Below are 17,062 nucleotides of genomic sequence, written 5' to 3'. Positions count from 1 at the left end.
CTCGCCCGGACGCTGCAAGCAACTGGACCATACAAGTCCGGCGCACCGGGGGGAACGAAAGATGGTCTCGACGTGCCCGGCGTCGTATCACGTGGCAGCGGACGACTGCCAGTGACCTGGACATGTGAGAGAGTTTCACCAGCAGGGGTGACACCCGGCGAACCTGTCCGGAGGTGCAAGGACCGATGACCGTCCTCGTGGCGTACAACGAGTCACCCCAGGGTGAGGCCGCGATGCGCGCCGCCGTCACCGAGGCGACGCGACGCGAGCAGGAGCTCGCCGTCCTCGTGCTGACACCGCAGGTGGGGCCGAAGGTCCCCGCGGCGCTCGCGCACCTGCTCGACACCGTCCCCGGCAGCGTCACGGTCGCGCCGATCGTGTTCCGGCCCGAGCACGCCGACGTCGCCGACGCGATCGTCGACCAGGCGGAGGCCGTCTCGGCCGACCTCGTGGTCATCGGCTCGCGCAAGCACTCGTCGGTCGGCAAGTTCCTCGTCGGGTCGACGACGCAGCGGGTGCTGCTCGACTCCCCCGCCCCCGTGCTGGTCGTCAAGGCGGGCTACGCCTGACGCCGCTGCCCGACCGGCGTCGGGCACTCTGACGCTCAGGACGGCCGGTCGGCTTCCGCGACACGGGCGCCGATCCGGCCGATGACGTCGTCCAGCACCGGGGTGGCGATGCCGTGAGCCGCCGCCCGGCGGCGCACCGCCCCGCCGATCGCGTCGAGCTCACCCTCCCGGCCTGCCTCGATGTCCGCCTGCAGCGACGAGCGCATCGGCGCGGGGAAGCCGCCGAGGATGCCGTGCAGGTCCTCGCCCGTGGTCGGCACGCCCTCGGCGGTGGCGGCCGCGGCGATCTCGGCCAGCAGGCCGGACGTCAGTGCGGGGTCACGGGTCAGCGCGTCCCCGATGCCGGTCGCCCATGCCGACGTCAGCAGCGCGAGAGGCGCGAGGAAGCGCAGCTTCTTCCACAGCACCTCGGCCTCGGTCCCCCCGGTGAGCACCTCGATCGAGGTGTCCCGGAGCGCGGCGACCAGGCCGAGCTCCGCGGCGTCGTCGGGCACGACCGCCCGCAGCAGGGTGCCGCGGTGCCGGACCAGGGCCGGGCCGAAGCCGCCCGCCCCGGTCCGTAGCGTCTCGCCGGCGATGGTGGCGCCGACCACCCGCACGCCGGGCAGCGCCGTCCGCAGCAGGTCGACGTGGTCCAGACCGTTGAGCAGCGACAGCACCTCGGCCGGCGCGGTGCCGGCGAGCAGCCGGGCGGCGTCCGACACACCCTCCGCCTTGACCGCCACGATCACGCGCGCGCCGTGCGGGACCTCCGTCGTCGCGGTCAGCGGGGCGTGCCACGTCCCGAACTCGTCGGTCTCGATGTCGAGACCGTGCTCGGTGACCTGCCGGGCGGTCTTCTCGCGGGCGACCACGACGACGTCGTGCCCCGCCCGCTGGAGCATGCCCGCCACCAGGCCACCGATCGCACCGGGGCCGATGATCGCGATGAGGTTGTCCGTCATGGGCCACATCGTAGGCAGCCCTGCTACCGGGGATAGGTCCTGGACTACTCTCGGGACATGGCAGTCACACTCGGGATCCCGTCGGTGCGAGGCGTGCCCCGGCGCGCTGCCACCCCGGGCGGCCGACCACGTCCCGAGACACCGCTGCTCGTCGACCGGTACGGACGCGTCGCGCGCGACCTGCGCGTCTCGATCACCACCGCGTGCTCACTGCGCTGCACGTACTGCATGCCCGCCGAGGGCCTGCCCCTGGTGCCGCAGGACGAGCTGATGACGCCGGACGAGATCGGCCGGCTCGTCGGCATCGGTGTCCGTGACCTCGGCATCCGCGACATCCGGTTCACCGGTGGCGAGCCGCTCATGCGACGTGACCTGGAGAAGATCATCGGCGCGGCACGCACCGCGGCCGACGACGCGATGGCCGCGCCGCGTCCGGGCACGACGCCGGGCACGCCGACGTCGGCGGAGCGGGTCCGCATCGCCATGACCTCGAACGCCCTCGGCCTGGACAAGCGGGTGAAAGCGCTGGTCGCGGCCGGGCTGGACCGCGTCAACGTCTCGCTCGACACGGTGGACCGGGAGACGTTCGCGACCCTGACCCGGCGTGACCGCCTGGACGACGTGCTGGTCGGCATCCGCGCCGCGCTCGCCGCCGGGCTGGCTCCGGTCAAGATCAACGCGGTGCTCCTGCCCGAGACCCTGGCGGGCGCCGCCGACCTGCTCGCCTGGGCCGTGGAGCACGGCTGCAACCTGCGCTTCATCGAGGAGATGCCGCTCGACGCGGACGGGCAGTGGACGCGGGACGACGTCGTGAGCGCCGCCGACCTGCTCGGCGTGCTGGGGTCCCGCTTCACGCTCACCCCGGCCGGCCGCGAGGACCCCTCGGCCCCGGCGGAGGAGTGGCTGGTGGACGAGGGCCCGGCGACGGTCGGGATCATCGCGTCGGTGACCCGTTCGTTCTGCGGGGCCTGCGACCGCACCCGGCTGACCGCGGAGGGCACCGTCCGCTCGTGCCTCTTCGGCAACGAGGAGACCGACCTCAAGGCCCTGCTCCGGGCCGGCGCCACGGACGACGAGGTGGGCGACGCCTGGCGCGCCGCGATGTGGGCCAAGCCCCGCGCGCACGGCAGCGACGCGGTCGAGCTGGCGGCCGACGCGTTCGCGCAGACCGAGCGCAGCATGGGCGCGATCGGGGGCTGAGCCCGCACCTGCCGGACCGAGCTCGGTACTCCGGCCGGCTACAGACCGACCCACTCCGACTCGCCGTCGGTGAACTGCTGCTTCTTCCAGATCGGCACCTCGGCCTTGATGCGCTCCACCAGCAGGGAGCATGCCTCGAACGCCTCCTTGCGGTGCCCCGCCGACGCCGCCGCCACGAGCGCGACGTCCCCCACCTCGAGGTGCCCGTACCGGTGGGTCGCCGCCACCCGGAGGCCCGTCTCGGCCGCCACGGCCTGGCACACTTTTTCCAGGACGGCGGTCGCGTCGGGGTGTGCCTCGTAGTCGAGGCTGGTGACGTCGCGACCACCGTCGTCGTCACGAACCACGCCGCGGAACGTCACCACGGCCCCGCACTCGGGCGCCGCCACCGCGGCCTCCACGGCCCGGCCGACGGCGTCGTCGAGCACGTCCTGCGTCACCCGTACCACCTGGTCCATCAGCACTCCCTCGCCGGCACCGGACGCGACGTCACAGCGGCCACGTGGCCACCTCGGCACCCTCGTCGAGCGTAGTCGCGGCAGCGGGGACGTCGATCAGCACGTCCGCGGCAGCCATCGACGCCACGAGGTGCGACCCCGGGCCGCCGACGACCGCGACCCGCGCACCCGCCGCGGCGTCACCGACCCAGCTTCCTCGCAGGAGCTGGCGCTTCCCGTCCGGCGAGGTGACGGCGGCGTCGAGCACCGCGGGCACGCCCTCCACGGGCGGCAGGCCACCGGCCTGCCGCAGGATGTCGCGCAGGAACACGACGAACGAGACCTGCGCGCTCACGGGGTTGCCGGGGAACGCCAGCACCGGCGTGCCCGCGACCCGCCCGAGGCCCTGTGGCCCACCGGGCTGCATCGCCACCGAGCGGAAGGTGATCTCCGGCAGGGCGTCCTTGACCACCTCGTACGCGCCCTGGCTGACGCCGCCGGTGGTGAGCACGACGTCGCACAGCGCCGCCGCGCGCTCCAGGCCCATCCGCACGATCTCCGGGTCGTCGGGGACGCTCAGGCGCAGACCGACGCGTCCGCCCGCCGCGCGGACGGCGGCCGCGAGCGCCGGGCCGTTCGCGTCCCAGACCTGGCCGGGGCCGGGTTCGCCGTCGGGTGCGACGAGCTCGCTCCCCGTCGAGACGACGGCCACCGACACGGGTGCGCGGACCGTCAGCCGGGTGAGGCCGCACGCGGCGGCGGCCGCCACGTGGTGCGGTGCCAGGACGGTCCCGGCGCGCAGCACGACGGCACCCTCGGCGACGTCGGACCCGGGCTCCCGGACGAACTCCCCGGGCTCCCGCCCGCGGACCACCTCGACCTTGGCCGACGCGGCCGACGAGTCGTCGTGGACACCGTTGAAGGTCACGTGGTCGGTGTCCTCGACGGGAACCACGGTGTCGGCGCCGTCGGGTACCGGCGCTCCGGTCATGATCCGGACCGCGGTGCCGGGCTCCAGCGGGGCCGGCTCGCCGGGCGCCGCGGCGACGTCCCCCACCACGGGCAGGGTGACGGGCGCGCCCGGCCCGGCCGGGGCGACGTCGGCGGCACGCACCGCGAAGCCGTCCATCTGTGAGTTGCGGAAGCGGGGCAGCGGCACGGGGGCGGTGACGTCGCGCGCCAGCACCCGCCCGAGCACCCCCCGGTGGATCGATACCTCTTCCGTGGGCCGGTCGGCGAGCTCCGCGAGGAGCTCTGCGACGTCGGCCCGATGCTGTTCCACGTCAACGCGCTCGCTCATGTCCGCAACCTACCTGGGACACCCCGGGTGAAGCACACTTGCGCTGGCGTCCGAGCGGCACCGGGCGCCAGAATCGACCATGCACATCCACGCACTGAGCAACAACGGGACGACGCCCGACGGCGCTCTCGTGCGCCGGGAGTCGCAGTCCGCGGACGGTCTGCGGGTCCTCGACTCCGTGCTGGCCATGCGCCCCACTCCCGACGTCGTGCTGCGCGCCCGGCAGCGGGTCGAGTACGACGGCGACGTGCGCAGCTGGGTGCGGTACTCCCTGCAGCGCGAGCCCGGCGGCGTGGACGTCGCGTTCGAGCGCGCCGACCTGCCGCCGGGAGTGGGGAACGGCGTGCCCTCGTTCGCGCGGTACCTCCTGGTGCTGGAGCTCGCGACGGTCGGCGCGTGGGTCGAGTACACCCAGCTCGACGACGCCGACCCGACGCGCACGCGGCACGCGCTGCTGGTCCGCACCGACACGCAGCCGCTCCTGCTGCCCGACGGCGTCTCGACGTCGGCGATGCGCATCGACCAGCTCCTCGACGGCACCCCCGCCAACGCGTTCTGGTGCGACAACTTCGGTGTGCTGCAGGCGGACTACATCGAGACGTTCCCCGACGGCAGCCAGCTCAGCGGAGTCTCGTGGCGCACCACCTGGGAGGGCATCGAGCCGTGGCTCGATGCCGAGGTGCGGGGCGCGCTGGACGCCTCGGGCATCCTGGCGTAGCCGCCGTCGGACGGTCGGGCTACTTGTGCACGTGCGCCCGGTGCCCGACCGCCGCCGAGACGTCCTGCTCGGCCACGGCGAGCAGGCGGTCGGCCAGCCGCCGCAGCGCCCGGCCGACGGCGAGCTCGTCGCCGATCAGGGGTACCTCCGGGTCCTCGGGCGCCTTCCTGGCGTGCCCGACGGCGCGCAGCGCATCCGGCGGACCGTTCGTCACGGTCGCCTCCGCCGTCGTGCTGCCGCCCGACTCGACCACCGTGATCCGCACGTCCCAGGTGAGCGCCCGCCCCTGCCGGGGCTCGGCCTCCTCGCCGCGCGCCGCCCGCGCGTCCGGGTCGACGAACGTGTCCGGGCCCGGGTGGACGAGCGTCTCCTCACCGGTGTCGGACCACTTGACCCGGTAGGGCGGCGAGCCGTCGTCGTGGGGACACTCGGTCACCACTCCGTCGCGCACCGCACCGCCGACCACGCCCGAGGCCGTGACTATCCGGTCACCAACAGCTGCCTTCATGGGGTCCTCCTCGCGTCGCTGCGATCAGTTCCATCATCTCTCCGTATGCCCCGCGGTGTCGGACGTACCGGTAAGCGGCGGCCTAGGCTGCGGCCATGTCAGCGCGCGTACAGACCGTCATCCCGCCCAAGCTCCGATCCGGCGACACCGTCCGGGTGGTCGCACCTGCGAGGTCGCGGGCGATGATCATGGAGCACGACAACACCCGGTGGATCGACGAGCGGTTCGCCGCCATGGGACTCACCCTCACGTTCGGCGAGCACGTCGACGAGGACGACCAGTTCCGCAGCGGCTCGATCGAGCACCGGGTGGCCGACCTGCACGCGGCGTTCGCCGACCCCGGCGTGGCCGGGATCCTCACGGTGATCGGTGGGTTCAACAGCAACGAGCTGCTTCCCCACCTGGACTTCGACCTGATCGCCGCCCACCCCAAGGTCTTCTGCGGCTACTCCGACATCAGCGCGCTGCAGAACGCGATCCTGGCCCGCACGGGCCTGGTCACCTACTCGGGCCCGCACTGGTCGAGCTGGGGCATGCGCGACCACTTCGAGCCCACCGGGGACTGGTTCCGCGCGGCCGTCATGGACGACACCCCGATCGCCGTCGAACCCGCGGCGGCCTGGACCGACGACATGTGGTTCGCCGACCAGGACGCCCGCACGCCCGTGCCGAACGAGGGCTGGTGGGCGCTGCGCCCCGGGCAGGCCACAGGCCGGATCGTGGGCGGCAACCTCACCACGCTGGGCCTGCTGCAGGGCACCTCGTACCTGCCGTCGCTCGACGGCGCGCTCCTGTTCCTCGAGGACGACTTCGAGTCCGACGCGGCCCACGTCGCGCGCCACCTCACCTCGCTGCTCCAGCTGCCCGATGCCGGGGGCGTCACCGGGCTCGTCGTCGGCCGGTTCCAGAGCAGCTCGGGCGTGACGCGCGAGGCGCTCGACGAGATCGTCGCGCGGCAGCCCGCGCTGCGCGGCAAGCCGGTCCTGGCCGGCGTCGACCTCGGGCACACGAGCCCGCTGCTCACCTTCCCGGTCGGCGGCGGGGCGGAGCTCTCGGTCGGGACGGACGGCGGCAGCTCGAGGCTGACGATCACGCGGCACTGACGCACCGTCCGCCGTCGGCGAACCCGGAAATTGAGTCGGGTCGACTCAGGTTGAACCTGACATCAATCCCGTCCGGAGGAGAACACCATGACCACCGTCCTGACCCGTTCACCGCTCGCCCGCACCTGGGTCCGCGACCCGTGGGCCCCGCAGTCCGCCGTCGCCGAGGGCCCCGTGCCCGCGGCCGACGTCTACCGCGAGGGCGAAGACCTCGTCGCCCGCCTCGACCTGCCGGGCGTCGACCCGGTGGACGACATCACCGTCGAGGTCGAGGGCCGCAAGCTCGTCGTCCGCGGCGAGCGCAAGGACCAGCGCTCGGAGGAGTCCGAGGGCCGCCGCATCTCGGAGGTCCGTTTCGGCTCCTTCCGCCGCACGGTCACGCTGCCGAGGACCGTGGACGGCGACGCCGTCCGCGCGTCGTACGACGCGGGCGTCCTGACGGTCACCGTGCCCGGCGTCTTCGCCGGTACGACGCCGCAGCGCATCGAGGTCACCACCGCCGCCTGATCACCTCGGCGGCCCACCGACGGCGCCCGACCGCACCCGCGGTCGGGCGCCGTCGGTGTGTCCGGGGAGGCCCGCCGCGGGCCATGGGACGGCGTGCGGGGAAACCCGTATCTCCTGATGAGCCCGTTGTGCGTCGCCGGATGGCGCCGATACTTTTTGTGAGCACTGTTTCGTCACCACCCACGCATCGCCCGTGACACACCGGAGTGCGCGCGCGACTGCCGCAGCTGTGCCCGTCGTGCGGGTCCGCGCGACGAGAGAGACATGTTCGCGAAGGAGCGTTCGATGCGTAGCACGAGACACCGCACCACCCGCGCCGCCCTGACGGCGGCAGCAGCCGTCGCCCTGGTCCTGTCGGCCTCGCTCGTGACGTCCGCCGGGGCGGCGCCGAAGGCCCCCGACGGCGGCGCCGCGCCGGACGCGGAGGCCGCCCAGGCCGCGGCCCAGGCGGCCGCCCTGACCTGGTCGGACGAGTTCAACGGGGCCGCCGGTAGCGCGCCCAACGGCGCGAACTGGAACTTCGAGACCGGCGCGGGCGGCTGGGGCAACAACGAGCTGCAGAACTACACCAGCTCACGGAACAACTCGGCCCTGGACGGCAACGGCAACCTGGTCATCACGGCCCGCCAGGAGGGCAGCGGCTACACCTCGGCCCGGCTGACGACCAAGGGCAAGGTGCAGCCGCAGTACGGCCGCCTGGAGGCCCGGATCAAGATCCCGCGCGGGCAGGGCATCTGGCCCGCGTTCTGGATGCTGGGCGGCCAGTTCCCGGGCACGCCGTGGCCGAACTCGGGCGAGATCGACATCATGGAGAACATCGGCCGCGAGCCCAACCGGGTGCACGGCACGCTGCACGGCCCGGGCTACTCGGGGGCCAACCCCGTCACCGGCTCGTACACACACCCGCAGAACTGGTCCTTCGCCGACGACTTCCACACCTTCGCCATCGACTGGAGCCCCAACTCCATCACCTGGCTGGTGGACGGCAACGCCTACCAGACGTTCACCCCGGCCAACACCGGCAGCAACCCCTGGGTCTTCAACCAGCCCTTCTTCTTCATCCTGAACGTCGCCGTCGGCGGCAACTGGCCGGGATACCCCGACGGGAGCACCCAGTTCCCCCAGCAGATGGTCGTCGACTACGTCCGCGTGTACGACTCCCAGGGCGGCGGGGGCGGGAGCCGCACCGGCACGGTCACCGCGAGCAACGGGATCTGCCTCGACGTCGCCGGAGCGGCCACGGCCAACGGCACGCCCATCCAGCTCGCCCACTGCAACAGCAGCGCGGCCCAGCAGTGGAACGTCGGCTCGGACGGCACCGTCCGCGCCCTGGGCAAGTGCCTCGATGTGGCCGGGGGCGGCACCGCTGCCGGCACCGCCGTCCAGCTCTGGGACTGCAACGGCACCGGCGCTCAGCAGTGGAGCCACACGAGCGGCACCCAGGCGCTGCGCAACCCGCAGTCCGGTCGCTGCCTCCAGCCCGTCGGTCGGGTGCAGACCGACGGCACCCGCACCGAGATCGCCAACTGCGACGGCTCAACGGTCCAACGCTGGACCCTCCCGTAAGCCCCCCTCCTCCAACCCGTTGAGTGCTGGCTATCTGTGGTCAGAACGGCTCTGAGAGCACAGATAGCCAGCACTCAACGAACGGGGGTGGTGGGCGGTCAGGCGTCCGCCACCAGGGAGAACAAGTCCTTCGGGTCCTCCGGCTCCGCGATCAGGTCGAGGTGCTGAAGCAGCTCCGGCGCGTTCGCGGTGACGTCGGCGAGCACGAACTTCAGCGCCGTCCAGTCCTCCACGGCGAACCCGACGGAGTCGAACACGACCAGCTCGTCCTGGCTCCGGCGGCCCTGCGCGGCACCGGTGACGACCTGCCACAGCTCGGTCACCGGGAAGTCCGCCGCCTGCCGCTGGATCTCGCCCTCGATACGGGTCTGCTCCGGGAGCTCCACGAACACGCTGGCGCGGGCGACGATCGCCGGGTCCAGCTCCGTCTTGCCCGGGCAGTCGCCACCGATCGCGTTGATGAACGCCCCGCCGGTCACGTCGGCGTCGTGCAGCACGGTCGCGTTCTGCTTGTCGGCCGTGCACGTGGTGATGACGTCGGCGCCGCGGGCCGCGTCAGCGGCGTCGTCGGCCAGGACGACGTCGAAGCCGAGCGCCTTGGCGTGCCGCGCGAGCTTCTCCATGGCGAGCGGGTCGACGTCGAAGATGCGCAGCGTCTCGATGCCCAGCTCGGCGCGCATGCCGAGCGCCTGGAACTCGGCCTGCGAGCCGCAGCCGATCAGGGCGAGGGTGCGGGACCCGGCAGGCGCCAGGTAGCGCGCAGCCAGCGCCGACGTCGCGGCGGTGCGCAGCGCCGTGAGCAGCGTCATCTCGGCCAGGAACGACGGGTAGCCGTTCTGGACGGAGGCGAGCATGCCGATCGCCGTCACCGTCTGGAAGCCGTTCACCGGGTTGAGCGGATGCCCGTTGACGAGCTTGAACCCGTAGGTCTCGTCGTCGGAGGTGGGCATGAGCTCGATGACGCCCTCCTTCGAGTGCGACGCGATGCGCGGCCGCTTGTCGAGCTCGGGCCAGCGCGCGAAGTCGCGCTCCAGGGCGTCGGTGAGCGCGGCGATGGCGGCCTCGGGGCCACGGCGGGCCACCCAGCGGGCGGTGGCGGCGACGTCGAGGTACGGGACTGTGGTCATCGCTGGGTCTCCTCGGTGGTGGTGGGGCGCAGCTCGAGCGTGCAGCACTTGACCGAGCCGCCGCCCTTGAAGATCTCGGACAGGTCGATGCCGACCGGCACGAACCCGCGCTCCTTGAGCGCGTCGGCGTAGTCACGGGCACGGTCGCTGAGGAACACGTGCAGCCCGTCGGAGACGACGTTCAGGCCGAGCACGGCGGCGTCGTCGGCGCCGACCAGGATCGCGTCGGGGAACAGGCGGCGCAGCGTCTCCTGCGCGGCGGGGCTGAACGCCTCGGGGTGGTAGGCCACGAGGGTCTCGCCGGAGACGGCGCCGTCGTCCAGCACGGACAGCGCCGTGTCGAGGTGGTAGTAGCGCGGGTCGACGAGCTCGAGCGGGACCAGCTCGATGCCCTGCTCGGCCAGCTCCAGGCGCTCGGCCACCTCGGCGTGGCCGGCGGGCGTGGTGCGGAAGCCGGTGCCCGCGAGCAGCAGCTTGCCGATCAGCAGGAGGTCACCCTCGCCCTCCATGGTCTCGACGGCCTCGCCGAGCCGGCCGTAGGGCGCGGCGGCCGCGGTGTCGAACCAGCGGTCGTACGCGGGGCCCTCGGCCGCGCGCTCCGGGTGGGTGAACCGGGCGGCGAGCGCCCGTCCGCCGACGACGATGCCGCCGTTGGCCGCGTAGACCATGTCGGGCAGGCCGGGCTCGGGGTCGATGACGTCGACCCGGTGGCCGCGGGCCTCGTAGGCGGCGCGGAGCGCCTCCCACTGGGCGATGGCCTTGGCGGTGTCGACCGGCGAGGACGGGTCCATCCAGGGGTTGATGGCGTAGACGACGTCGAAGTACGTGGGCGGGCACATGAGGTAGTGCCGCGGTGTGGCGGTCCGCTGCGCGGTGGTGTGCGTCAGCTGCGCGGTGGTCTGCGTCATGTCGTGAGGCTATGTCCCGACCGATTCACAACAGGCATGCTTCTGTTGCGCATTCAGCCACGGTTTCTTGCGCGATCGCGGGAAGTACTGAACGATTCGTTCATGGATGCTGTCAACCGCGCGATCGTCGGAGAGCTGCTGCGCGACGGGCGCGCCACGTACCAGGAGATCGGCGGCGTCGTCGGGCTCTCCGCCCCCGCCGTGAAGCGACGGGTGGACCTCATGGTCACCCGCGGGGAGATCGCGGGCTTCACCGTACGCGTGGACCCGCAGGCGATGGGGTGGACGCTGGAGGGGTACGTCGAGATCTTCTGCTCCGGCATCGTGTCGCCCGCCGTGCTCGAGCGCGACTTCGCCCCGATCCCCGAGGTGGTGCGGGTCTCCACGGTGACCGGCGACGCCGACGCGATGGTGCACGTGATGGCCGCGAACATGGAGCAGATCGAGCACGTCGTGGAACGTATCCGGACCGTCACGCACGTCGTGAAGACACGTACTGCCCTCGTGATGTCGCGGGTGGTGGACCGGCCGGGCGCCTGACCGGCCGCCCGGGGCACGCTACGCCTTAGGGTGTCCTAACAGGACTTTCCTGTCCGCACCGGAGGGCGCCCACGATGATCAGAACCACGGTCTCCGACGACGTCGCCGGCTGGCTCGACGTGCTGGGCCCTCCCACGTTCTACCTCGTGGTCTGGGGCCTCGTGTTCGTGGGGACCGCGTTCTTCGTCGGCGTCTTCATCCCGTTCCTCACCGGTGACGGCCTGCTCTTCGGCGCGGGGATCGTGGCAGGCAGCACGGACCGCATCGACATCTGGGTGCTCGCGATCGGCGTCGGCGTCGCCGCCGTGGCGGGTGACCAGGTCGCATTCCTGCTGGGCCGCAGGTACGGGCGGCCGTACCTGAGCTCCCGGAAGGGCCGCTGGGTGCAGTCGATGGTCGCGCGCACCGAACGGTTCTACGAGCTGTTCGGCTGGTGGTCCGTGGTGATCGGCCGCTACATGCCCTGGGCGCGCGTCTTCGTCCCGGTGATCGCGGGGGTCGGCGGCATGCCCTACCTGCGCTTCCTCACGGCGAACGTGTTCGGGGCGCTGAGCTGGGCGGTGCTCATCACGGTGCTCGGGTACTTCGCGGCGTCGGACCCGTCGGTGCGACCCATCGCGTATGTGGTGGCCGGCGTGGTCATCGCGGCGTCAGTGGTCGCGGGGGTGCGTGCGTGGCGGCAGGACCGGGCGGGGCGGGCGCCAACGGCAGCCTAGGCCGGGCGATCAACAGAGGGCGCCAGAGGATCAACTGCCGTGCGGGCACGGCGACGAGGCTGGAGCCATGCCAACCCAGAGCGCCGCGCCGAGCGCACCGCCCAGCTCACCGGTCACCACCCCGGCGAGCACTCCGACCTGGACACCCGTCATCGCGCTCTCCTTCGGGATCGCGATCCTGGTCGCGAGCGAGTTCCTGCCCGCGAGCGTACTGCCGGGCCTCGCCGCCGACGTCGGCGTGACCGAGGGCACGGCGGGCCTGGCGGTCGCCGCCACGGCGATCGCCGGAGCCTTCACCGCGCCGAGCATCGCCGTGCTCCTCCCCCGGGCCGACCGCCGCAAGGTCATGCTCGGGCTGCTCGCCGCCGCCGCCCTGTCGAACCTCGCGGTCGCCGTCGCGCCCAGCTTCGCGGTGCTGCTGATCGGCCGCCTGCTGCTCGGTGTCGCGATCGCCGGGTACTGGTCGTTCGCCTTCGGCGTCGGCACCTACGCAGCTCCCGGCAAGGATCGCCTGGTGTCGTCAGCCATCTCGTTCGGCGTCAGCATCGCGACGGTGCTCGGTGTCCCGCTCGGGTCGATCGTCGGCGACGCCGTCGGGTGGCGGACGGCGTTCGCGGGCGCCGCCGCCCTCTGCGCGCTCAGCGCGGTCGCGCTCGCGATCGCACTCCCCTCCGTCCCTGCGCACCCGACGGCGGGCCTGCAGATGCTGCGCGAGGCCCTGCGCAGCACACGGCTGATGGCCGGCATCGGCTGCGTGGTGCTGGTCGCCTTCGGCAACTTCGCGGCCTACCCGTACATCCGACTCGCGATCGACCGTATCGACCCCGGCGCCACCACCTGGATGCTGCTCTCGTGGGGCGCCGGCGCCGTCACCGGCACGATCGTGGCCGGGATGCTCGCGCGCTGGCTGCGCCCCCTGGCCGGGGCCGCGCCGATCGCGCTCGCCATCGCTCTGGTGCTCACGGCGAACGCCTCGTCCGTGCCGGTGCTGACCGCCGCGGTGGTCCTCTGGGGCTTCTCGTTCAACATGATCCCCGTCATCGTCCAGCTCTGGGGCTCCCGGGTGGAGCCGGAGCGGACGGAGTCGGCGATGGCGCTCAGTGTCACAGCCTTCCAGGTGGCGATCACCGCGGGCTCCGCACTGGGCGGGCTGCTACTGGACGGGTACGGCGTCCGGCCACTGCTGCTGGTCGGCGCGGGCGCGGCGGTGGCGGCGGGGCTCGGCTGGGCGCTCCTGCGGATACCTCGCGCCTGACGTGTCGGACGCCGCCGCGGGCGCGGCCCGCCACCCGAGCGGTGAGACGCCATGGTCCGCGGCGAACGCCCGGCTGAACGCGGCGACCGAGCCGTAACCCACCTCGAACGCGACCCGCGTGACCGCCAGGCACTGCTCGGTGAGGAGCGTGCGGGCCCGGTGCATCCGCACCTCCCGCAGCATCCGCATCGGGCTGTGCCCGGTCGCCCGGCGGAACCGTTCGGTGAGGGCCGAGCGCGACAGGTGCACCAGGCCGGCCATCCGGTCGAGGGTCCACCGCTCGCCCGGGCTCGCCGCGAGGGCGGCGACCACCTCGGCGACCTGCGCGTCGCTCGCGGGGCCACGAGCGTCGGTGACCTGGTCACCGACCGCCTCGGCGGTGTGGGACACGGAGGAGATCGCCGCCCCGATGAGGCCCGCATAGGCCGCCGCGAACAGGTCCGCCTTGCACTGCACGGTGAGCGGGCAGGTCGTCACGAGGGCGACGATGCCGGGGTGCTCGCCGCCGAACCCGCGCAGCACCAGCGGGCTCGGCCACGGCGTGGAGGGGACCGTTCGCCGGAGGTCGCCGTGCACGAGGTCGGTGTCGACGTCGGCGGTGAGCCGGTGCGCCGTGCGGGGATCGACGAGCACCGCGTCACCGGGCAGGACCGTCCGGCGGTCGTCCGCCGTCTCGAGCGTCGCGGCACCGGACAGGACCAGGGCCCAGAGGGCACCGGGCCGCACCAGGGTCGCATCAGCAGGAAGCTGCTCGCGCTTCAGCGTCGTCATGTCCCATTCCATACGAAGCGGAGCCACGAACGCACGCCGGCTATTCCCGAACGGGCGATCCGTGCGGCTGCGCCCTGACATACTGCCGGTGACTCACCCGCAGCGAAGGAGCCACCATGCTGATCGTCGGTCTCGCGCTCGCGGGGATCGCAGCCCTCGTCCACGTCTACATCTTCTACCTGGAGTCCTTCGCCTGGACCGACCGGAAGACGCTGGCAGTATTCGGGATGACGGCCGAGCAGGCCGAGGCGATGCGGCCCCTGGCCCTGAACCAGGGCTTCTACAACCTGTTCCTGGCGATCGTCACCGGTGTCGGCATCGTCTTCACGGCCACCGGGTCGACGGCGGTGGGTGCGGCGCTCGTGCTCGCCGGTGCCGGCTCGATGGTCGCGGCGGCGGCCGTGCTGGTGATCTCGGACCGGACCAAGCGCGGTGCGGCGCTGAAGCAGGGCCTCGTCCCGCTGCTGGGTGTCGCCGCGGTGATCGTCGGCCTGACCGTCTGACCTGCCCCGTCCGGGCGCTGGCCAGATCCCGGAGGTTGTTGGCAGCAGGGCCACTGTCGGCGCCCGGTGGCGCCCACGGACGATGACCGCATGCGAACGATCTCGGGCACCGCGGCATGACCGCGCTGCTCCTCTCCCTCCACGTCCTGGCCGCCATCCTCACCGTCGGACCGGTGGCGATCACCGCCAGCATGTTCCCGCGGGCCGCACGGCAGGCGCTGGCGGCACCCGACCAGACGAACACCGCCGCCGTCCGGCTGCTGCACCGCGTCACGCGGGTGTACGCGGTCGTCGGCGTCGCCGTCCCGGTGCTCGGGTACGCGACCGGAGCCAGCCTCGGCGTCCTGTCCGACGCGTGGCTCATCACCTCGATGGTGCTCACCGCCGCGGCCGCCGCCGTGCTGATCGTCCTGGTGCTGCCGGGTCAGCGACGCGTCGTCGCCGCCCTCGACGCGCTCCCGCCCGCCGTCGCCGCGGACTCTGTCGAGCAGGGCGCCGCCCGCCGCCTGGCGATGCACGCCGGAATCTTCAACCTGCTCTGGGCGGTGGTGGTGGTGCTGATGATCTACCGCCCCGGTTCGACGACGGGAGCCGGACTGTGACCGGCAACCTCGCGCTGCGGCTGCTCGGCACGGCGGAGCTCGCCAGCGTCCTGGTCCTGTTCGGCAACCTCGCCACGGTGCACAACGAGGCGGTGTCCGGCGCCGTCGGGCCGCTGCACGGCATGGTCTACCTCGCCGTGATCGTGACCGCCGTGGCGCTCGCCCGGGGGCGGCACCGGGTATGGCTGCTCGCCCTGGTCCCCGCGATCGGCGGCCTGCTCGCGGAGCGCGCGGCCCGCGCACCCAGCTGAGCCGATCACCCGGCCCGTGAGCTCCGGAGCCGCCGCAGCATGCGCGCGCCCTGGAAGCCGACGGCGTGGGCCGCCGACTCGACGGTCGCGCCGTGACCGATGAGGTGCTCCGCCCGCTCCAGCCGCAGCAGCTGCTGGTAGCGCAGCGGCGTCACCCCGGCGGCCCGGGTGAACAGCCGTGTGAGCGTGCGTTCCGCGACGCCGGCGTGCGCGGCGAGGTCGGTGAGCGGCAGGGCACGGTCGAAGTGCGTGTCGATGTGGTTCTGCACGCGGTGCACCGTGTCGTCGACGTGCGACCGGTGTCGCAGCATGGCACTGGCCTGCGGCTCCGTGCCGTTGCGGCGGGCGTACACCACCATCTCCCGGGCCACCCGGGCGGCGAGCGCCGGGCCGTGCCGCATGGCGAGCAGGTGGAGCGAGAGGTCGATGCCGCTGGCGATGCCCGCCGAGGTGACCACACCGCCGTCGGTGGTGAAGAGGACGTCGCGCACCACGTGCGCCCGGGGATAGCGGGCGGCGAGCTCGTCCTGGACCGCGTGGTGGGTGGTGCAGCGCCGGCCGTCCAGCAGGCCTGCCTGGCCCAGGGCGTCGGCACCCGCGCACACGCTGGCGACCGTGCCGCCCGCGGCGTGATGGTCCGCGAGCCGCGTGCGCAGCGACGCGCTCAGGTGGGGCCAGGCGGTGCGGACGCCGCCGATGCGCCAGCCGGGCACGACGACGAGGTCGTCGGGCCCCAGGTCCGGCCAGTCGGTCCCCGCGACGAGCGGGAGGCCCTGCGCGGAGGCGACCACGCCGGTGTCGGGCCCGGGTCCGCGGTTCGCCTCGGGCTCGCCCGGCTCGACGCCCGACACGTACCGCAGGTCGTAGGGGTGGCCGAAGTCTCGCGCCGTGAAGAAGGCCTGCGCTGGGCCCGCCAGATCAAGCAGGTGGACCCCGGGCAGCAGCACGAAGACGAGTGTGGTCACCCTGCCGATGCTGTCACGCCCGCCCCGGCGCCCGCCTCCGTCTCGAGCTCCGCGACGGTGGCGATGCGCGCGAACCGGTCACGGAGCACGGCCTCGGTGCGCTCCAGGATGTCGGCGGCGCTGAACCGGCCGAGCGGGTCGGTGCTGGTGGCGTCGCTGACGAACGTCATGGCGTAGCCGAGGTCGGAACCGACCCGTGTGGTGGTCTCCACGCACTGCTCGGCCCGGATGCCACAGACGCGCAGCTCCCCCACGCCGTGCGCGGTGAGGATCTGCTGCAGGTTGGTCGTGGTGAAGGCGTTGTGCGAGGTCTTGCGCAGCACGGGCTCCCCGGGCCGCGGCTCGCTCAGCTCCGCGAAGAACCGGACCTCGCCGGACTCCGGGTCGAACGCGTTGCCCGTCCCGGGCTCGGTGTGCAGCACCCAGACGACGAGGTCTCCGGCCGCGCGGGCCAGGCCGACGAGCCGGTTCACCGGTTCCGCGACCGTCGGGTTGAGCGTGTTCGCCCACTCCGGACGCACGCGGAAGGACTCCTGGACATCGATGACGATCAGGGCTCTGTTCATGCCTCC

21 protein-coding genes are annotated in these 17,062 nt (G+C 72.9%); 12 read left to right on the top strand and 9 right to left on the bottom strand.

Annotated features, from left to right (window positions below):
* The first annotated feature begins 185 nt into the window (after window positions 1-185).
* Window positions 186-569, top strand: coding sequence for a universal stress protein (locus tag LUM46_RS09080; protein WP_274993483.1), 384 nt, complete (start codon window positions 186-188; stop codon window positions 567-569).
* A gap of 35 nt (window positions 570-604) precedes the next feature.
* On the opposite strand, the gene LUM46_RS09075 is transcribed toward LUM46_RS09080, so the two are convergent.
* Window positions 605-1,513: a ketopantoate reductase family protein gene (locus tag LUM46_RS09075; protein WP_274993482.1), complete on the bottom strand. Its 909-nt coding sequence runs from the start codon at window positions 1,511-1,513 to the stop codon at window positions 605-607.
* 57 nt (window positions 1,514-1,570) lie between these two features.
* Between LUM46_RS09075 and moaA the strand changes: the two genes are divergently transcribed.
* A complete protein-coding gene (gene moaA / locus LUM46_RS09070) occupies window positions 1,571-2,713 on the top strand; it encodes a GTP 3',8-cyclase MoaA (protein ID WP_274993481.1) in 1,143 nt (380 codons plus the stop codon).
* A gap of 38 nt (window positions 2,714-2,751) precedes the next feature.
* Here moaA and LUM46_RS09065 read toward each other — a convergent pair whose 3' ends face one another.
* Window positions 2,752-3,171, bottom strand: coding sequence for a molybdenum cofactor biosynthesis protein MoaE (locus LUM46_RS09065; protein ID WP_274993479.1), 420 nt, complete (start codon window positions 3,169-3,171; stop codon window positions 2,752-2,754).
* Window positions 3,172-3,202: 31 nt separating this feature from the next.
* Window positions 3,203-4,450, bottom strand: coding sequence for a molybdopterin molybdotransferase MoeA (locus LUM46_RS09060; RefSeq protein ID WP_274993478.1), 1,248 nt, complete (start codon window positions 4,448-4,450; stop codon window positions 3,203-3,205).
* Between the two features lie 79 nt (window positions 4,451-4,529).
* Between LUM46_RS09060 and LUM46_RS09055 the strand changes: the two genes are divergently transcribed.
* Window positions 4,530-5,168 (top strand): hypothetical protein, encoded by a 639-nt coding sequence (locus LUM46_RS09055; RefSeq protein WP_274993477.1) that lies wholly within the window; start codon window positions 4,530-4,532, stop codon window positions 5,166-5,168.
* A gap of 19 nt (window positions 5,169-5,187) precedes the next feature.
* On the opposite strand, the gene LUM46_RS09050 is transcribed toward LUM46_RS09055, so the two are convergent.
* Window positions 5,188-5,676 carry a dsRBD fold-containing protein gene (locus LUM46_RS09050; RefSeq protein WP_274993476.1) on the bottom strand — a complete coding sequence of 163 codons (489 nt, stop codon included), beginning with the start codon at window positions 5,674-5,676 and terminating at the stop codon, window positions 5,188-5,190.
* A 95-nt stretch (window positions 5,677-5,771) separates the two neighbouring features.
* On the opposite strand from LUM46_RS09050, the gene LUM46_RS09045 reads away from it, so the two are divergent.
* The 3 genes from LUM46_RS09045 to LUM46_RS09035 all read left to right on the top strand — a co-directional run bounded on the left by LUM46_RS09045 (window position 5,772) and on the right by LUM46_RS09035 (window position 8,852).
* Window positions 5,772-6,779, top strand: a complete 1,008-nt coding sequence (locus LUM46_RS09045; protein ID WP_274993475.1) for a S66 family peptidase — start codon at window positions 5,772-5,774, stop codon at window positions 6,777-6,779.
* 87 nt (window positions 6,780-6,866) lie between these two features.
* Window positions 6,867-7,286, top strand: a complete 420-nt coding sequence (locus LUM46_RS09040; RefSeq protein ID WP_274993474.1) for an Hsp20/alpha crystallin family protein — start codon at window positions 6,867-6,869, stop codon at window positions 7,284-7,286.
* 285 nt (window positions 7,287-7,571) lie between these two features.
* Window positions 7,572-8,852 carry a family 16 glycosylhydrolase gene (locus LUM46_RS09035; protein WP_274993473.1) on the top strand — a complete coding sequence of 427 codons (1,281 nt, stop codon included), beginning with the start codon at window positions 7,572-7,574 and terminating at the stop codon, window positions 8,850-8,852.
* Between the two features lie 98 nt (window positions 8,853-8,950).
* Here the strand turns inward: LUM46_RS09035 and LUM46_RS09030 are convergent, their stop codons facing one another.
* Both LUM46_RS09030 and ddaH read right to left on the bottom strand, forming a co-directional pair.
* A complete protein-coding gene (locus tag LUM46_RS09030; RefSeq protein ID WP_274993472.1) occupies window positions 8,951-9,979 on the bottom strand; it encodes an ornithine cyclodeaminase in 1,029 nt (342 codons plus the stop codon).
* The gene (gene ddaH, locus LUM46_RS09025) at window positions 9,976-10,887 is read right to left on the bottom strand and encodes a dimethylargininase (protein ID WP_274993471.1); all 912 of its coding nucleotides are present in this window, start codon (window positions 10,885-10,887) and stop codon (window positions 9,976-9,978) included. Before ddaH ends, LUM46_RS09030 begins: the two co-directional genes overlap by 4 nt.
* Window positions 10,888-10,989: 102 nt before the next feature.
* Here ddaH and LUM46_RS09020 point away from each other — a divergent pair, with 102 nt between their 5' ends.
* From LUM46_RS09020 to LUM46_RS09010, 3 genes are all read left to right on the top strand, one after another.
* Window positions 10,990-11,427 (top strand): Lrp/AsnC family transcriptional regulator, encoded by a 438-nt coding sequence (locus LUM46_RS09020; RefSeq protein ID WP_274993469.1) that lies wholly within the window; start codon window positions 10,990-10,992, stop codon window positions 11,425-11,427.
* 74 nt (window positions 11,428-11,501) lie between these two features.
* Entirely contained in the window at window positions 11,502-12,143 is a 642-nt protein-coding gene (locus LUM46_RS09015) for a DedA family protein (RefSeq protein WP_274993467.1), read from the top strand.
* Window positions 12,144-12,210: 67 nt separating this feature from the next.
* Window positions 12,211-13,398 carry an MFS transporter gene (locus LUM46_RS09010; protein WP_274993465.1) on the top strand — a complete coding sequence of 396 codons (1,188 nt, stop codon included), beginning with the start codon at window positions 12,211-12,213 and terminating at the stop codon, window positions 13,396-13,398.
* Here the strand turns inward: LUM46_RS09010 and LUM46_RS09005 are convergent.
* Window positions 13,297-14,169 (bottom strand): AraC family transcriptional regulator, encoded by an 873-nt coding sequence (locus tag LUM46_RS09005; RefSeq protein WP_274993463.1) that lies wholly within the window; start codon window positions 14,167-14,169, stop codon window positions 13,297-13,299. The two genes, LUM46_RS09010 and LUM46_RS09005, sit on opposite strands and share 102 nt — an antisense overlap.
* Window positions 14,170-14,285: 116 nt before the next feature.
* On the opposite strand from LUM46_RS09005, the gene LUM46_RS09000 reads away from it, so the two are divergent.
* The 3 genes from LUM46_RS09000 (at window position 14,286) to LUM46_RS08990 (ending at window position 15,525) form a co-directional block, all read left to right on the top strand.
* On the top strand, window positions 14,286-14,672 hold the full coding sequence (locus LUM46_RS09000) for a DUF1304 domain-containing protein (protein ID WP_274993462.1): 387 nt from the start codon (window positions 14,286-14,288) through the stop codon (window positions 14,670-14,672).
* 116 nt (window positions 14,673-14,788) lie between these two features.
* Window positions 14,789-15,274, top strand: coding sequence for a DUF2269 family protein (locus LUM46_RS08995; RefSeq protein WP_274993461.1), 486 nt, complete (start codon window positions 14,789-14,791; stop codon window positions 15,272-15,274).
* Window positions 15,271-15,525 carry a hypothetical protein gene (locus LUM46_RS08990; RefSeq protein ID WP_274993460.1) on the top strand — a complete coding sequence of 85 codons (255 nt, stop codon included), beginning with the start codon at window positions 15,271-15,273 and terminating at the stop codon, window positions 15,523-15,525. Before LUM46_RS08995 ends, LUM46_RS08990 begins: the two co-directional genes overlap by 4 nt.
* Window positions 15,526-15,530: 5 nt before the next feature.
* On the opposite strand, the gene LUM46_RS08985 is transcribed toward LUM46_RS08990, so the two are convergent.
* Entirely contained in the window at window positions 15,531-16,490 is a 960-nt protein-coding gene (locus tag LUM46_RS08985) for a GlxA family transcriptional regulator (RefSeq protein WP_274993459.1), read from the bottom strand.
* Window positions 16,487-17,056, bottom strand: coding sequence for a cysteine hydrolase family protein (locus LUM46_RS08980; RefSeq protein WP_274993458.1), 570 nt, complete (start codon window positions 17,054-17,056; stop codon window positions 16,487-16,489). The genes LUM46_RS08985 and LUM46_RS08980 overlap by 4 nt, the downstream gene beginning before the upstream one ends.
* Window positions 17,057-17,062: the final 6 nt, after the last annotated feature.

Origin of the sequence: Promicromonospora iranensis, assembly GCF_028994805.1 — a bacterium.
Lineage (GTDB): Bacteria > Actinomycetota > Actinomycetes > Actinomycetales > Cellulomonadaceae > Promicromonospora > Promicromonospora iranensis.
Note: the sequence above shows the minus strand (reverse complement) of the source record. Positions and strands in the feature narration are given on the sequence as shown.

Excerpts from the sequence above, each read along its gene's own strand:
- LUM46_RS09080 (WP_274993483.1), top strand. The coding sequence starts at position 186 with ATGACCGTCCTCGTGGCGTACAACGAGTCACCCCAGGGTGAGGCCGCG.
- LUM46_RS09075 (WP_274993482.1), bottom strand. The coding sequence starts at position 1,513 with ATGACGGACAACCTCATCGCGATCATCGGCCCCGGTGCGATCGGTGGC.
- moaA (WP_274993481.1), top strand. The coding sequence starts at position 1,571 with ATGGCAGTCACACTCGGGATCCCGTCGGTGCGAGGCGTGCCCCGGCGC.
- LUM46_RS09065 (WP_274993479.1), bottom strand. The coding sequence starts at position 3,171 with ATGGACCAGGTGGTACGGGTGACGCAGGACGTGCTCGACGACGCCGTC.
- LUM46_RS09060 (WP_274993478.1), bottom strand. The coding sequence starts at position 4,450 with ATGAGCGAGCGCGTTGACGTGGAACAGCATCGGGCCGACGTCGCAGAG.
- LUM46_RS09055 (WP_274993477.1), top strand. The coding sequence starts at position 4,530 with ATGCACATCCACGCACTGAGCAACAACGGGACGACGCCCGACGGCGCT.
- LUM46_RS09050 (WP_274993476.1), bottom strand. The coding sequence starts at position 5,676 with ATGAAGGCAGCTGTTGGTGACCGGATAGTCACGGCCTCGGGCGTGGTC.
- LUM46_RS09045 (WP_274993475.1), top strand. The coding sequence starts at position 5,772 with ATGTCAGCGCGCGTACAGACCGTCATCCCGCCCAAGCTCCGATCCGGC.
- LUM46_RS09040 (WP_274993474.1), top strand. The coding sequence starts at position 6,867 with ATGACCACCGTCCTGACCCGTTCACCGCTCGCCCGCACCTGGGTCCGC.
- LUM46_RS09035 (WP_274993473.1), top strand. The coding sequence starts at position 7,572 with ATGCGTAGCACGAGACACCGCACCACCCGCGCCGCCCTGACGGCGGCA.
- LUM46_RS09030 (WP_274993472.1), bottom strand. The coding sequence starts at position 9,979 with ATGACCACAGTCCCGTACCTCGACGTCGCCGCCACCGCCCGCTGGGTG.
- ddaH (WP_274993471.1), bottom strand. The coding sequence starts at position 10,887 with ATGACGCAGACCACCGCGCAGCTGACGCACACCACCGCGCAGCGGACC.
- LUM46_RS09020 (WP_274993469.1), top strand. The coding sequence starts at position 10,990 with ATGGATGCTGTCAACCGCGCGATCGTCGGAGAGCTGCTGCGCGACGGG.
- LUM46_RS09015 (WP_274993467.1), top strand. The coding sequence starts at position 11,502 with ATGATCAGAACCACGGTCTCCGACGACGTCGCCGGCTGGCTCGACGTG.
- LUM46_RS09010 (WP_274993465.1), top strand. The coding sequence starts at position 12,211 with ATGCCAACCCAGAGCGCCGCGCCGAGCGCACCGCCCAGCTCACCGGTC.
- LUM46_RS09005 (WP_274993463.1), bottom strand. The coding sequence starts at position 14,169 with ATGACGACGCTGAAGCGCGAGCAGCTTCCTGCTGATGCGACCCTGGTG.
- LUM46_RS09000 (WP_274993462.1), top strand. The coding sequence starts at position 14,286 with ATGCTGATCGTCGGTCTCGCGCTCGCGGGGATCGCAGCCCTCGTCCAC.
- LUM46_RS08995 (WP_274993461.1), top strand. The coding sequence starts at position 14,789 with ATGACCGCGCTGCTCCTCTCCCTCCACGTCCTGGCCGCCATCCTCACC.
- LUM46_RS08980 (WP_274993458.1), bottom strand. The coding sequence starts at position 17,056 with ATGAACAGAGCCCTGATCGTCATCGATGTCCAGGAGTCCTTCCGCGTG.